This window comes from Murdochiella vaginalis (genome assembly GCF_902381775.1).
GTDB lineage: Bacteria > Bacillota > Clostridia > Tissierellales > Peptoniphilaceae > Murdochiella > Murdochiella vaginalis.
On the sequence record NZ_LR698969.1, the window covers coordinates 1,062,972 to 1,076,671 of the forward strand.

Consider the following 13,700-nt stretch of genomic DNA (forward strand, 5'->3'; position numbering starts at 1 on the left):
AGGATACATGACAAAGCAGAGATCCGACAACGAAATGATTGCCATTCGCCGTCAGAAGCTACAAGCGTTGCGGCAAGCAGGAAACGACCCGCACACGATTACGAAAGTGGATGTCAGCGCGCATGCTGCAGAGGTTCGCGATCACTTTTCGGACTGGGACGGAAAATCCGTCTGCATGGCCGGCCGCCTTATGGCGAAGCGCGGGCACGGCAAAATGAGCTTCTTGGATTTACAGGATGCTACGGGAAAAATTCAATTGATCTGCCGCGAAAACGTCATGGGGGAGGAGATCTTTGCCGTCATTCGTGATTTGGATCTCGGTGATATTCTCAGCGTGGAAGGGACAATTATGCGTTCCGAGCGCGGCGAGATTTCCGTTTCCGCAGAAAAAGTGACCTTGCTGACCAAGGCGTTAGCTTTACTGCCGGAAAAATTTCACGGCTTAAAGGATCAGGATTTGCGCTATCGGGAGCGCTATGTGGATTTAATTGTCAATCCGGAGGTGAAAGAAGTCTTTGTTAAGCGGAGTAAAATCCTTTCCGGTATTTCGCACTATTTGGATAACCATGGCTATTTAGCGGTGGAAACTCCGATTCTCAACACCATTTCGGGCGGTGCCAATGCTCGTCCGTTTATTACGCATCATAATACACTGGACTTGGATATGTATCTGCGTATTGCCAATGAGCTGTATCTAAAACGTCTCATCGTTGGTGGATTCGATGCCGTTTATGAGATGGGGCGCATGTTCCGAAATGAAGGCATGGATGCCAAGCATAATCCGGAGTATACCGCGATTGAGCTCTATAAAGCGTATACCGACTACGAAGGCATGATGCAGCTTTGCGAGGAGATGCTCTCATCTGTGGCCGAAGAAGTTTGCGGCAGCACGACCGTGGAATATCAGGGACAGAGCTTGGAATTTCGTCCGCCGTGGAAACGCATGACGATGACCGAAGCCGTTCGGCAGTATGCCGACGTCGATTTTGATCAGATTCATTCCGACGAAGAAGCGAAAGCGGTGGCAAAGGCGCATAAGATCGAGACACAACCAACCGATGGGAAAGGTCGCATTTTACAGTATTTCTTTGATGCGTATGCCGAGGAGCATCTGATTCAACCGACGTTTATTTACGAATATCCGGTAGAAATCAGCCCCTTGGCGAAGCGTATGCCGAACAAACCGGATATGACCGAGCGATTTGAGGCGTTTGTTTGCGGAAGCGAAATTGGCAATGCGTTTTCGGAACTGAATGATGCCGAAGACCAGCGCGGACGTTTTGAGCATCAGGTTGCGTTGCGCGAAGCCGGAGATGAAGAAGCCGGTATGATGGATGAAGATTTCCTGCATGCGCTGGAAGTTGGCCTGCCACCGACGGGTGGCATGGGTCTGGGCATCGACCGCATTGTCATGTTCCTGACCAATCAGACATCGATTCGCGACGTTTTATTGTTCCCGACGATGAAACCGCTGGGCATGGAAAAGGCGGAGGCTTTGAAAAAACCGGAGAATGCTTCGGGTGAAGCGGCTTCGTCGACGCCGATCGACTTTTCCAAGGTAGAGATTGAACCGCTCTTTACAGATTTTGTGGACTTCGATACATTCAGCAAATCGGATTTTCGTGCTGTGAAGGTGCTTTCCTGCGAAGCAGTGCCCAAGTCCAAGAAACTGCTGCGTTTTGAACTCGATGACGGTACCGAGGAGCCGCGTGTCATTTTAAGCGGGATTCATGCTTACTATGAACCGGAGGAGCTCGTCGGCAAGACCTGTATCGCCATTACCAATCTTCCGCCGCGTAAGATGATGGGCATCGACTCCTGCGGCATGCTCATTAGCGCCATTCACGAAGAAGAGGGAGAAGAGAAACTTCACTTGCTGATGGTGGATGAGCACATCCCGGCGGGGGCGAAACTGTATTAAGATATGATTTGTTTCTATATAGCAGATTAAAAAAGCGACCGGAAGGTCGCTTTTTTTGTGGGTTATGGGGCGGTAGGAAGGCAGGAAGTATTCACGAGAAACGAAAATTGAAGTTAGTTGACGCTAACATACGTTGGAATTAAAATAGCACTCAGAAGGAACATTTTTATTCCATTAAGACGAAAGATTCCATTTTATAGTTAGCCATAGATAACAAAGGAGAGATGTATCGATGATACAGAAAAAAGGGAGTACGAAAATAACACCGGATAAGGCTGCAAAAAAGACAGCGGATTCTAAAACAGAAGAGTTGCTTGAAGAAGTGGAGAGCTTACATTTGGATGTTCCGGACGAAATTCGTAACCGGATTATACAGGATGTAAAGCAGAGTGAAAAACAAAACCGCGTTAGTGCGGTGGGATTAAGTCATGAGCTGTTGAGTGTCGCCCCGGAATACAAGAAAAAGATACACAATTCCATCCTTCTTGCATGCATAGGAGAAATTTTCAGTTTTGCTACATATTTTTTTAGCGCCGGAGCTGCCGGTTGGCTGATTCAAAGGGCTACAGGGAATGCCGTGCCTTTTGAGACATTGTTACAATATGCTTTCTCCGCCATCGTTTGCTTGCTGATCTATTTTGGCCTGACGGGAATCAGCACGACTCTTTCCCATACAACGGCGTTTTCCATACTTTCTAAATTGCGACTCACCTTATTCGAGAAACTGAAGAAGATTCCGATGGGATATCTGACAGAGCATTCTGTAGGACAGATGAAAGTCGTTATTATGGATCGTGTTAACGATATGGAGGATTGGGTTGCCCACATCATGCCGGAATTGCCCAGTCGGCTATTACATCCGCTTTTGTGCGCTCTTATATTGTTTTCTCTGGACTGGCGTATTGGTCTCTCCATTTTTGCGCCCTTACCGATTGCTTTGATCGGTATGGCAATGATGATGTATAAATATCGTGCTCGGATGGCGATTTGGATCTCCAGTTATGCCAATCTGGCGGATCGAAGCGCCGAATATGTTCGTGGAATTCCGGTAATCAAGGCATTTTTACAGGATTCCGTTTCGTATGGCAAATTTGCTGAAGCGGTTCGGTTTTATCATTTCTCCACGATGAAATGGTGGGAACAAAGTTGGCTGGGGCAATCTCTGATAGTCGCCGCCATCATGACACCGCAGTTGGTCAGTATGCCGTTAGCCTTCTACCTTTACGGGCAGAATCAAATGAATGTGCAAACTTTGCTTCTTTCTCTGATTCTGCCTCTTTCCATACTGCCGCAAGCCTTTGTTATTATGATGAGCTTTGAATTGTTTCAGCTTGCATCCAACAACTGGGCACCCATAAAAGAATTGTTGCAAATGCCGGAACAAAAGCGACCTCTGCCGGAAGAACGCGCAACCCTGGATCCCATTAAAGGCGTGGCGTTCGATCACGTATGTTTTTCTTATACGAACGAACGAGAAGTATTGCATAACATATCTTTTGAAACGGTACCGGGAAGTGTCACGGCGCTAGTTGGCCCTTCCGGCGGTGGAAAATCCACCATTGCCAAACTGTTGGCAGGATTTTGGGATCCGAGTTCCGGAAGCATTTCGATCGGCGGCATCGACACGCAAAATATTTCGTTTCTGCAACTTGCAGAAGAAATTTCTTTTGTTTCTCAGGAGAATTTCCTATTTGATGTGAGTTTGAAAGAGAACATTCGGCTGGGAAAACCGAATGCCACGGATGAAGAGATTATTGCTGCAGCCAAGGCAGCGCACTGTCATGAATTTATTATGGCGCTGCCTGAAGGATATGAGACAAGAGCCGGAGAAGCGGGTGGATCGCTTTCCGGAGGAGAACGGCAGCGTATTGCCCTCGCAAGAGCGATTCTGAAGCCGGCTTCTACTATTGTCTTGGATGAAGCGACCGCCTATGCCGATCCGGAAAATGAAGCGCTGATTCAGGAAGCAATTTCGCATCTTGTGAAAGGTAAGAATTTGATTCTTGTTGCGCATCGACTCCATACTATTCAACAGGCGCAACAAATTATTCTTATCGATAAAGGCCGTATTGTAGGAAAGGGAACGCACGAGGAATTGATGAGCAACCCTCTTTATGCAGACCTCTGGAAACAATATGTAGGGGAGGAATAAAATATGGATTTTATAAAAACGTCGCTACAATTAGCAGGACGATATAAAAATCGACTAAAGGCCGGCATGTTCTGTGTGTTTTTACAAAACATTTCAATTTTATTGAGCTTTTTTGCACTCTATCTTTCGTTTTGTTGGATGGGAGAAATAACGAGCCGGCATATTTTTATTATTTTGGGCGTTCTATTCGCATCGTTTTTTTTCCATTTTTTAACAGGTTGGAAAAAAAGCAGTTTGAGCGATGGTGTTTTCTTCGGCATTTTTAAAGAGTATCGTTTACAGGTAGGTCAAAAGCTGAAGAAGGCTCCTATGGGGTATTTTGCTGATCAGAGCCTTTCCCGTATTTTGGCTGCCTTTACCCATGTCATGAAAAGCCTTGAAAACTATTCTTCGATGAGTATCGATTTTATGATTTCCGGTGTTTCCACTTCCTTTTTTCTCGTAATCGGGATGTTTGGTATGCAATATAAAATCGGACTTCTCACGCTGGCTTGCCTATTTATGATTTGGTTTTGCGTATTCGCCATGGTTAAAACAGCGGAAAAAGAAGTGGCCCGGGAACATGCTGTGATTATGAAATTAAGCGACGCGCTCGTGGATGGCATTTGCGGCATTCCGGTTCTTCGAAGTTTTCCACAGGCGGATGCAGGGGTAGTAGAAAAAATACATGCGCAATTACAAAACGCCTCAGAAGAATGCCGTCTTGCACAGGTGCATTTTGAAATAGTGTTTGTAATATTTTCCCGCATTTTTATGACCATTATCCATCTGTCGAGTTTGCTTGTCACACTCTATTCTTGCTATCTTTACATAAAGGGAGAAGTTGCGCTGCCGAAGGCACTAACCGTTTCTGCAGCGGGATTTATGATTTTCGGCGGCTTAAAGACGTTAGAAAATGCAGCGATTCTCATGGTGAAAAATCCTGCCAATATGCAGTATTTGAAGGAAGTATTAGATATTCCCGAAATTCAAGACGGTACGAACAATGTCGTGGAAAATTATGATATAACCTTCGACAAGGTTCTTTTTTCCTATGATAAACGTTATCCGGTTCTTCAGGAGATTTCCTTTACCATTCCGCAGGGGTCGAAAACGGCTATTGTGGGTCCATCCGGCTCCGGGAAAACGACCATTATCAACCTTTTATCTCGTTTCTATGATGTAGATGGCGGCCGTATTCTGTTGGGCAAACGGGATATACGGGAGTATACGGTTAACGCTTTGTTGAAAAATTTGTCTCTGGTTTTTCAGGATGTGTATCTCTTTCGCGATACCATCGAAAATAACATTCGTTTTGCCGATCCGACAGCAAGTCATGAAATGATCGTGGAAGCGGCAAAAAAAGCGCGTTGTCATGATTTTATCATGGCACTGCCGGAGGGATATCAGACTATGGTCGGCGAAGGAGGCAATTCTCTATCCGGAGGAGAGAAACAGAGAATATCCATCGCAAGAGCGTTGCTGAAAAATGCACCGATAATTTTGTTCGATGAGGCGACAAGTTCCGTAGATCCGGAGAATGAAGCGGAAATTTTAGCGGCCATGCAAGAATTATCCAAAGGGCATACCGTGATTTCTATAGCACATAGATTGTCCACCGTGCGCAATGCTGATCAAATTTTGGTCATTGACAGGGGGCGTGTGAAGCAAACCGGAACCCATGCGCAGTTGTTGCAAGAAGACGGAATCTATTCTGCTTTTATTCAGGCACGGGAGCGAGCAGCAAACTGGAAATTGGGAAAGGAGTAGAAATGTGGGCATTCTTTATTTTTTCGATGATCATGTGAAGCCGATCCTAATGCGGGGAAAATATTATTGTAAACCGGAAAACACCGGCATTCTTTGTGATGGAATCTGTTGTATTCGCGAATATGATGTGAATTTTTGACTGTATACAAAAGAAGGCAAGACAATTGCTTTCGATAGCGGTCATTTGAACTACAAGAACATCAAGAAAGAATGGAAGAAGATCGCAGTGTTTGGTAAGAAAACACCATTTCATTTCGATGGTGAATATGATACGTTTCATTTATAGGCACACAATGTATTATTGACAGTTTCTGTGAGCTATATAGGAGTATTATATTTTCACGACAATTTTTTTTTGATAGTATAAGCGTAAGGTAGGTTAATTTTGTAATAAACCTTGCACCTCTTTGGTGACGGAACGAAGAAATAGATTTAGCGCTTGAAGAGAGGGAACATTGAATCATACTGTCGAACTTCCGGAACTTATGCAGGTTTCTTTTCCGCGCGGAGCGGGAATCCTCCTGCCCATTTTTTCACTTCCTTCACAATACGGAATCGGAACCTTCGGTCCGGAAGCGTATCGTTTCTGTGATTTTTTGCAGGAAGCGGGCATGCGCTATTGGCAAATTCTCCCATTGGGCTCTACCAGCTATGGCGATTCTCCGTATCAGAGCTTTTCTACCGTAGCGGGCAATCCATATTTTATTGATTTTGAATATCTCTGTGCGGACGGCTTGTTGGAGCGTGCGGAGCTGGAGGCTATTTCTTTTGGAGAGAAAGAAGAATACGTTAATTATTCTCTGCTCTATCAGCAGCGTTATCGTCTTCTTCACCGCTCCTTCGAGCGCGCCATGGGAAAGACATCGCTTGCGACCAGTGAAACGAAAGCGGCTTTCGGCTATTCTTTTCTGGAAGGGGATCGGGGAACGCGCGAAACGCTTGCTCGTTTTCGTGAGAAAAATGGGAACTGGATCGAGGACTACGCCCTTTTTCAGGCCCTCAAGGCTGAGCATTTTGCTGTACAGTGGACCGAATGGACCCCGGAATATCGGGATCGAGACACTGCTGCACTGGAAGTTTTTCGTGCACAACATGAGGAAGATATTCTTTTTCAGGTTTTTTTGCAATATCATTTTTTCCGGCAATGGAAGGCACTGAAGGACTATGCGCATGAAAAGGGACTGCTTTTTATCGGGGACATGCCCATCTACGTGGCTCATGATTCCGCGGATGTCTGGGTCCATCGAGACGAATTCTACCTCGATGCAACAGGAAATCCTACGGTGGTGGCCGGTGCGCCGCCGGATGCGTTTACAGCGGACGGACAGCGTTGGGGAAATCCTCTCTATCGCTGGGACGTGATGGCGAAACGGGACTATTCGTTCTGGGTTCAACGCGTCCGCGCCGGGCTCCTGCTCTATGACGTCCTTCGTCTGGACCACTTCATCGGCTTTGCGCATTATTGGACCGTTCCGGCGGAAGATGAGACGGCACGATATGGACACTGGGAACCGGGGCCGGGTCTTTCCCTTTTTCTTGCGTTACAACAGGAGCTGGGGCCTTTACCGATTTTGGTGGAGGATCTGGGTGTGCTTTCTCCTGAAGTGATTACACTTCGAGAAAAGACCGGCTTTCCCGGTATGAAACCTTTACAGTTTGCATTTGATGGAGGAAGCGATTCGGACTATCTTCCGCATCACTTTGATCGTCGCACAAGCATCTATACCGGCACCCACGATACGCCTCCTCTTCGAACGTGGTGGGAACAGTTAGATCCGCCTATTCGTGCTTTCGTCGAGGACTATTTTGCTCTGCATGAACCGGAAGAAGCGCATTGGGGACTTCTTCGTGGGGCCATCTCGACCGTAGCAGATTTATGCATCTTGCCGATGCAGGATATCCTGTGGACGGACGAACGAACGCGCATCAATCGCCCCGGCTCTCTCGGCGGAAACTGGAAATGGCGTCTTTTGGGCGACTATGCTGATCCGGAAATAAGCAAGAGATTGCGTACACTCAATGCGCTGTATGGCCGTTAACAGAATCTCTGCCCGAATAAAGAAAGAGGGAAGGGGGAGCGATGAAGGAAAAAATCGGAATCATTGATGTCGGTGGTGGAATGCGCGATATATATGGTGCCGGCATTCTTGACTATTGCTTACAGGAAGGAATTACGTTTGACCTCGGGATCGGCGTTTCTGCCGGCAGTGCCAATCTGGCCTCTTTTCTTGCCGGGCAGCCGAAACGAAATTTGCGTTTTTATACGGAGTATTCGTTTCGTAAGGAATATATGAGTTTTTGGCAATTCCTTCGTCACCGTAATGCGGTGGACTTGGATTATGTCTATGGGACGCTGAGCAACAGCGATGGCGAAGACCCGCTGGATTATGAGGCGCTACAGAAGAATCCCATGGACTTGATTGTTGTAGCGGCAGAGGCGGAGACAGGGCTACCTCGTTATTTTACAAAAAACGATATTCGGTTGGACCACTACGGCATTTTTAAGGCATCCTCGGCGCTTCCGTATTTTTGTCGACCAGTGATGCATGAAGGCATAGCCTATTATGACGGTGCTCTTGCCGACTGTATTCCTTTGAAGAAGGCGTTTGCGGAAGGCTGTGATCGCGTGGTCCTCATTCTAACGAAGCCTGAAGATACAATTCGCACACCCGATCGGGATCGCCGCATCGCCCGTCGTATTGAACAGGAATTTCCTAAGGCAGCGGAGGCGTTCTGTGCTCGCGCCGAACGTTATAATAATGCAATGAAATTGGCAAAAACGTATCGTGAACAGGGAAAAGTGCTGATTGTAGCGCCAAAAGACACGTTTGGCGTGGATACCTTGCGCAAAGATAAAGACGCTTTGCGCAAGCTGTATGAAGCCGGACGAAAGGATGCCGCGCAGATTCCTGTCTTCTTGCAGCATCGGGAGCAAAAGAAATGAAAAAAACCATTACATATCAGCGTGTGGACCCTGCCGGAAACATTACGGCGTTCGTCTTTACACCTACGCCGGTAAAGGAGCGCGTCGCAATCGGCCGAGCCCTAATGGACCAGATTGATCAAAGCGTGGAGCAAGTCGGCTTTATATCTATGAATGACCGGGGAGAGCCGCTGCGCCTAGATATGATGGGCGGGGAGTTTTGCGGCAACGCCTCACGGGCACTTGGCCTGCTACAGGCGATTGCCAAGAAAAAAGAGGGAAAAGGAATCGAGAAAGTGTGCGTCAGCGGCGTTTCGCATCCGCTTACAGTTCACGTCGACACGCAAAATGCTTATGCCAAAATTGCGTTGCCAAAACCGGACGCGCTATTTCCCGTTTTTCTTGAGGAAAGCTCTTATACGGCGGTGCAGCTTCCGGGCATTCTTCATGTTCTCGTTCCGGATCGTGAAGAGGACGAAGCCTTTGTGCGTCGCGCACTTCTCTATCTCGAAGAGCGTTATCCTGCCGAAGCCTACGGCATTCTCTTTTTGCAGGAAAGCCGGAAAAGCATGATTCCTTATGTGTATGTCACGGAAGCGAGAACGCTGTACCGTGAAGGTTCCTGCGGTTCAGGAAGCTATGCTGTAGGCGTGGCCAAAAAAGATGTATGGCATCTACGCGAAAAACCGGTGCTCTTACAACAACCGCGCGGCGTGATTGAACTATCGTTGGAGAAAACGGCATCCGGGGAAGACGTCATGATTGGCGGGAAAATCGGGATCGAAGCGCCAAAACGCGTAGAGATCGATTTAACTTCCTGCTAGCAGGAAAAAATATACTTCGCTCTTGCAATCCCAAGTGAACGTTGCTATAATGTACAAGTCGCTACCGAAATCGACCAACACTTGGTCGAGAGGAAGCGTAAAAAATAAGTAGCGGCGATGATTTTCATCGCTATGCCTTGTTAGCTCAGCTGGTAGAGCGCGCGGCTGTTAACCGCGTTGTCGTAGGTTCGAGTCCTACACAAGGCGTTTATGCCGGGGTGGCGGAATTGGCAGACGCAAGGGACTTAAAATCCCTCGATCCTTACCGATCGTACCGGTTCGATTCCGGTCCTCGGCATTATCCGGAAGCAACTTTCGGCAATACGGCGGAGTAGCTCAGCTGGCTAGAGCACTCGGTTCATACCCGGGGTGTCATGGGTTCAAATCCCTTCTCCGCTACTTTAAGGCCCTATGGTCAAGCGGTTAAGACATCGCCCTCTCACGGCGGTATCCCCGGTTCGAATCCGGGTAGGGTCAGTTACCGGTTAGGTGTGGTGAGGCCCGGTAGTTCAGATGGTTAGAATGCCAGCCTGTCACGCTGGAGGTCGTGGGTTCGAAGCCCATCCGGGTCGTTTTGAATAGGGGCGAGTACCCAAGTGGCTAAAGGGGACGGACTGTAAATCCGTTAGCTATGCTTTCAGTGGTTCGAATCCGCTCTCGCCCAATTTTATCCGCTCGATCGTTTTCGGTTGACGGGTAAGCCCCGAGTATGGTAATATTCTCGGGTACACAATCCGCGCTTTTTTAAAAAGCGATGTGCGGCAGTGGCTCAGGGGTAGAGCATCGCCTTGCCAAGGCGAGGGTCGCGAGTTCGAATCTCGTCTGCCGCTTTTTTCGCGGGTGTAGCTCAGTGGTAGAGCTCCAGCCTTCCAAGCTGGCTACGAGGGTTCGATTCCCTTCACCCGCTCTTCGACGATATGTGCCATTAGCTCAGCTGGATAGAGCGTCTGGCTACGGACCAGAAGGCCTGGGGTTCGAATCCTCAATGGCACGTGCGCGCCGCTTGATTTTTCAAGCGGCTTTTTTAATTAGAAATCGCAATTTTGCGAGGGAAAAATCGATAGATTTTCATATTATTATTGAAATGAATTAAAAGTTTGCAAAGTAAAGACGTGATATGATGCTCCTTGTAGCAGCTAGCACAATCATATGTTAGCTAACACTAACATAAAAATTGTGACGGGAGGTATTATGAAACGAATTGCTATTTACGGAAAAGGAGGGATTGGGAAATCAACCACATCGTCAAATCTCAGTGCAGCTCTCAACGCAATGGGGCTTTGCGTCATGCAAATCGGCTGTGACCCAAAGGCGGATTCCACGAAAAACCTAATGGGGGGCAGGCAGATTCCCACGGTCTTAGACCAGATTTTAGACAAGGGAAAGGACTTGCGTTTAGATGACGTGGTCTTTCCGAGCAAGACCGGGGTCCTGTGTGTGGAAGCCGGAGGACCTGCCCCGGGTGTCGGTTGTGCAGGAAGGGGGATTATTTCCGCCTTTGAAAAGCTGGAAGAGTTGAAAGCCTTTGAGGCCTACCAGCCGGACATTGTCATCTATGACGTATTGGGGGATGTCGTCTGCGGTGGATTTGCTATGCCGATCCGCGGTGGATACGCTCGCGAGGTTTACGTCGTTTCATCCGGTGAAATGATGAGCCTATATGCGGCACACAATATCGCCCGAGCGGTCAATAACTTCAAAAAAAGGGGTTATGCCCGTCTAAAGGGCCTTATCCTCAATTCAAAAAATATTGAAAATGAATTGGAGCTGGTGCAAGCGGCTTTGCCGGAGATCGGGACAGAAATTACCCAGGTAATCCCGAGGTCTCCCGAGATTCAAGAGGCGGAGGCAAAGGGAATGACGGTATTTGAAGCCTTCGCACCGGGACAGTCGACGATGCGGAAAGTCTACGCAGAGTTGGCAGAAAAAATTATGCGGTCCGAAGACAAGTCACAAGATCGCGAAGAAGCATCGGAAGAGAAAAATATGATAATAGGAGGGTTATTATGAAGTCATTACGTTCTATGTTTTTACCATTGGCCTTGGTCTTGCTTTTAACAGGCTGCGGGCAGTCACAGTCACAGAAGGAAGCGGAAAAGATAAACTCCTCGGAGCCGGTGAGTCAGGTGCAGGAAAGCAACCAGGCGGAAAGCTCAGAAAAAAAAGTGGAGATTGACGTCAAAAATCCGCTCATTCGGAACAACTTGGACAAATCCGGAAAGTTTCGCATCGAATATCCGGAGGGGGTGAGGGACAAGCACGGAGAGGCCCTGAAGCTTGACAAATACCCGGAAAAAATTGTCGACCTCTCCACCTCCACCCTCTACCTCATGTCGAAATTAGAGGTCCCCTTGACGGCTGTTTCCCGTACTGTGGCGACCACCAAGGCAGCAGAGTATTACAAGGATGTGCAAAAGATTGAATCTGGTATGCGGGGAGTGGACACGGAGGCGGTTATCGCTCTAGAACCGGACCTGGTCATTATGAGCGGAGGAATGAAAGAGAAGTTCGGCAGTCAACTGGAGAAGTTAGGGATTCCTGTTTACTACACTTCCGAAGGTCCCATGATCGGACTGGTCGAGAACCAGGCAGAGACGGAGGCCCTGGCAGAAGCTTTTGGCGGCAGCCAGGCAAGGGAAGATGTTTCCACAATTTACGATGAAGTAAAGAAGGCGTGTGAAGAATACGCAAAGAACCACTCGGCGAAGAAGACTATGATCCTCTTCGGACCGGGGTCCGACAGCACCATGATTTCTACCTCTAAAAGCTTTTTCGGGCAAATTCTCAAAATGTTGGGCTTTGAGAATGTCGGAGACTCCTTGGACCAGAAAGGGTCGGGCATCATCCCTTCCAGTCTTGAGATGTTAGTCAAGGCAAATCCTGAATTGCTTTTCCTGATTGCACCGCCCACGGGTTACGACCCGCAAAGCTTGATCGATGCCTACGAAAAGGCAAAAAAGGCGGACCCCGAAGTCTGGGAAGAGATTGACGCCGTCAAAAACAACCAGGTGATCGCCCTGCCCGGAAACTACACGACTAGCCGGGGTCTAGAAATTACACAGGACCTTCTGACTCTCATTGACAAGCTGTCGGCGGAAGTTGGGAAATAATGGGAAAGAGAAAAGAGATCAGTCGCCTCGGGGCCTGGGCCTTTGGAGCCCTGCTCCTTATGATCCTCGTCTTTCTCTCTTTACTTTCCCTGCGGATTGGCTCAGCAGGTTACAGCCTGCAGGAGATTGTCGATGCCCTGTTTGGAAACGGGTCTCAGACAGTTCGCAATATTCTCATCCACCTTCGCTTGCCTCGGGTCATTGTGGCAATTATCGTGGGGGCCTGCCTGGCTACGGCGGGCGCCTTACTCCAGGCAGTGATGAGAAACCCCTTGGCAGACCCCGGAATTATCGGGGTCTCTGCAGGGGCGGGAACGGCAGCAACGGCAATTATGCTGCTTTTCCCCAATTTGACGACCAGCGTGCCGATTTTTGCCTTTGCCGGGTCCCTGCTCTCCTGTGTTCTGATTTATCTGATGGCCTATGATGGGACGATGAATCCGGTGCGGATTGTCTTGGCAGGAGTCGCAATCAACACGGTGCTCGGGGGATTTAACGCTCTCCTGCAAATGCTCTACAGCGACAGCTTGTCCGGCGTACTCTCTTTTTTGAATGGGTCCATTGCGGCGTCAACCTGGTCCAAGGTCCGCTTGATTTTGTTTTACGGCCTGCCCTGCTTGTGCCTAAGTTTTCTCACGATTCGAGGCGCTAACGCCCTCCAGCTGGGAGATGAAATGGCGACAAACTTGGGCTTTCCGGTGACGATCACCCGGATTCTCATTTCCGCCCTAGCTGCCTTTTTATCAGCGGCGACGGTCGCCGTAGTAGGTCTCATCGGCTTTGTCGGCCTTGTCGTCCCGCATATTAGCCGGATTATTGTAGGGTCTGACTACCGCCGACTGTTACCCATCGGCATGATTATGGGAGCGGTGACGGCCCTGGCAGCAGATACTATAGGCCGGGTGGCAATTCAGGGCATGGAACTGCCCTTGGGAATTGTCATGTCTGTGGCCGGGGGGCCTTTCTTCCTCTACCTCTTAAAGAGCAGGGGAAAAGTGCTATCCGGAAGAAAGTGAGGGGG

9 protein-coding genes and 9 tRNA genes are annotated in these 13,700 nt (G+C 48.5%); all 18 read left to right on the forward strand.

The window, feature by feature from the left end; all coding sequences use genetic code 11:
- Positions 1-7 precede the first annotated feature (7 nt).
- On the forward strand, positions 8-1,921 hold the full coding sequence (gene lysS, locus FXY30_RS04675) for a lysine--tRNA ligase (protein WP_071705535.1): 1,914 nt from the start codon (positions 8-10) through the stop codon (positions 1,919-1,921).
- Between the two features lie 232 nt (positions 1,922-2,153).
- Positions 2,154-4,073 (forward strand): ABC transporter ATP-binding protein, encoded by a 1,920-nt coding sequence (locus tag FXY30_RS04680; protein ID WP_083428213.1) that lies wholly within the window; start codon positions 2,154-2,156, stop codon positions 4,071-4,073.
- Positions 4,074-4,076: 3 nt separating this feature from the next.
- Positions 4,077-5,822: an ABC transporter ATP-binding protein gene (locus FXY30_RS04685; RefSeq protein WP_071705536.1), complete on the forward strand. Its 1,746-nt coding sequence runs from the start codon at positions 4,077-4,079 to the stop codon at positions 5,820-5,822.
- A 455-nt stretch (positions 5,823-6,277) separates the two neighbouring features.
- Positions 6,278-7,861, forward strand: a complete 1,584-nt coding sequence (malQ, locus tag FXY30_RS04695; protein ID WP_097677422.1) for a 4-alpha-glucanotransferase — start codon at positions 6,278-6,280, stop codon at positions 7,859-7,861.
- A gap of 41 nt (positions 7,862-7,902) precedes the next feature.
- The gene (locus FXY30_RS04700; protein ID WP_071705537.1) at positions 7,903-8,766 is read left to right on the forward strand and encodes a patatin-like phospholipase family protein; all 864 of its coding nucleotides are present in this window, start codon (positions 7,903-7,905) and stop codon (positions 8,764-8,766) included.
- Complete coding sequence (locus FXY30_RS04705) at positions 8,763-9,569, forward strand: hypothetical protein (RefSeq protein ID WP_071705538.1); 807 nt, start codon at positions 8,763-8,765, stop codon at positions 9,567-9,569. The genes FXY30_RS04700 and FXY30_RS04705 overlap by 4 nt, the downstream gene beginning before the upstream one ends.
- A 134-nt stretch (positions 9,570-9,703) precedes the next feature.
- Positions 9,704-9,776 (forward strand) — tRNA-Asn (locus tag FXY30_RS04710).
- A gap of 5 nt (positions 9,777-9,781) precedes the next feature.
- A tRNA-Leu gene (locus tag FXY30_RS04715) sits at positions 9,782-9,867 on the forward strand.
- 27 nt (positions 9,868-9,894) lie between these two features.
- A tRNA-Met gene (locus FXY30_RS04720) sits at positions 9,895-9,968 on the forward strand.
- Positions 9,969-9,974: 6 nt separating this feature from the next.
- Positions 9,975-10,046 (forward strand) — tRNA-Glu (locus tag FXY30_RS04725).
- Between the two features lie 21 nt (positions 10,047-10,067).
- Positions 10,068-10,141, forward strand: a tRNA-Asp gene (locus tag FXY30_RS04730).
- A gap of 10 nt (positions 10,142-10,151) precedes the next feature.
- Positions 10,152-10,233: transfer RNA gene (locus FXY30_RS04735), tRNA-Tyr, on the forward strand.
- Between the two features lie 94 nt (positions 10,234-10,327).
- Positions 10,328-10,399 (forward strand) — tRNA-Gly (locus FXY30_RS04740).
- 6 nt (positions 10,400-10,405) lie between these two features.
- Positions 10,406-10,476, forward strand: a tRNA-Gly gene (locus FXY30_RS04745).
- 12 nt (positions 10,477-10,488) lie between these two features.
- Positions 10,489-10,562: transfer RNA gene (locus FXY30_RS04750), tRNA-Arg, on the forward strand.
- 198 nt (positions 10,563-10,760) lie between these two features.
- Positions 10,761-11,579 (forward strand): nucleotide-binding protein, encoded by an 819-nt coding sequence (locus FXY30_RS04755; RefSeq protein WP_071705539.1) that lies wholly within the window; start codon positions 10,761-10,763, stop codon positions 11,577-11,579.
- Positions 11,576-12,679, forward strand: a complete 1,104-nt coding sequence (locus FXY30_RS04760) for an ABC transporter substrate-binding protein (protein WP_071705540.1) — start codon at positions 11,576-11,578, stop codon at positions 12,677-12,679. Before FXY30_RS04755 ends, FXY30_RS04760 begins: the two co-directional genes overlap by 4 nt.
- Positions 12,679-13,695: a FecCD family ABC transporter permease gene (locus FXY30_RS04765; RefSeq protein WP_071705541.1), complete on the forward strand. Its 1,017-nt coding sequence runs from the start codon at positions 12,679-12,681 to the stop codon at positions 13,693-13,695. The genes FXY30_RS04760 and FXY30_RS04765 overlap by 1 nt, the downstream gene beginning before the upstream one ends.
- The last annotated feature ends 5 nt before the right edge of the window (positions 13,696-13,700 follow it).